Annotated in this window: 1 protein-coding gene; it reads right to left on the bottom strand. The window is 39.7% G+C overall.

What is annotated here, in order from left to right; genetic code table 11:
* Positions 1-35 precede the first annotated feature (35 nt).
* Positions 36-1,384 (bottom strand): IS3 family transposase gene (locus EDM55_RS29820; RefSeq protein ID WP_122962128.1). Its coding sequence is split into 2 segments (ribosomal slippage): positions 36-940 and positions 940-1,384, totalling 1,350 coding nucleotides; the frame shifts between segments, so codons are not numbered across the junction.
* Positions 1,385-1,437 lie beyond the last annotated feature (53 nt).

Below are 1,437 nucleotides of genomic sequence, written 5' to 3'. Positions count from 1 at the left end.
TGAAGTGACCCCAAAAAGTTAGACAGTAATTTTAGTTAAGCAGCAAGTAAGGTTTGAGTTCGGTATTGCACTGGACTCAAGCCTTTTAATTTTGCCTTGATTCGTTTGTTGTTATAGTAGTCGATGTATTTTGCCAACTCTTGTTTAAAATGCTCAATGCTTTCAAACTCTTGCATATATAAAAATTCCGATTTCAGGATACCAAAGAAGTTCTCCATGACAGCATTGTCATAACAGTTTCCTTTCCGTGACATACTCTGCGTGATGTTCTTTTCTTGTAATGCATGTTGATACTTGCTCATTTGATAATGCCAGCCTTGATCTGAGTGAATAAGCAGCTTGTCTTCCTCAGTTAGTCGTGTAAAGGCTTGTTCCAACATCTTAGAAACGAGGGGATACCTTGGTCTCGAATCAATCGTATAGGTGACAATTTCTCCATTAAATAAATCTAACATTGGCGATAAATAAAGCTTTTCACCAAATAATTGAAACTCCGTAATATCGGTGACCCATTTTTGATTTGGCTTCTCTGCCTGGAAGTTGCGGTCCAAAATATTCGGTGCCGTCTTTCCGACTTTCCCTTTGTAGGAGCGATATTTTTTCAGGCGAACCATGCTTTTTAAGCCTAACTCTTTCATTAATCGCTGAACTTTTTTATGATTCACCAGATGACCCATATTTTTGAGCTCATCCGTAATTCGACGGTATCCGTATCGTCCTTTATGTTCATGGTAAATCGTTTGAATCCATGTTTTTAATTCAGAGTGCTTGTCTGGACGATTGTTCGTTTTTACATAGTAATAATACGTACTTCGTGGAATGCCAGCCAGTGTAAGTAGCGCCTTTACAGGAAATTCAGTCCTTAGTTCAAATACTACTTGCGCTTTGTCTTGCTTGGTGATTTTTCCTTGCTTTGAACTAAGGCATTCAACTTTTTTAAGTAAGCATTCTCCATGCGCAGACGCTCTAATTCTACCTGTAGCGCCTCGACCGATCCTTCAGCATGTGTTCCCTTCTTGTTTTGCTTCTTCATGGCTGGACGCCCCTTTTTCTTTGATTCAAGGGCATCTACTCCCTGCAGTTCCACCTGCTTTTTCCATCGATTGAGCGATGAATGCGATGAGATATTAAAGCGTGCAGCTGTTTCCCTGATAGACGTCCCTTGTTCATTCATATAATTGAGTACGTCTAGTTTAAACTGAACCGAGTAAGCTGTATAGGGTTTCGTAAACGCTTCTGTACCATGATGCTGGTAAAGCTGTACCCATTTAATCACCTCAGATTTAACTGTACCCATTGATGAGGCAATGCAGGCAAAACTTTCGTTACCGTTTAAATATCGGTGTATCGCTTCTAATTTATCTTCTACTGTAAATTTAGCCATAGAAAAACTGCACCTCCAACTGTTGAATATGTCCAACAATTGGGGTGCAGTTC

It is taken from the genome of Brevibacillus centrosporus, from assembly GCF_003710815.1.
Classification (GTDB): domain Bacteria; phylum Bacillota; class Bacilli; order Brevibacillales; family Brevibacillaceae; genus Brevibacillus; species Brevibacillus centrosporus.
This window is presented reverse-complemented; position numbering and strand designations above follow the sequence as displayed.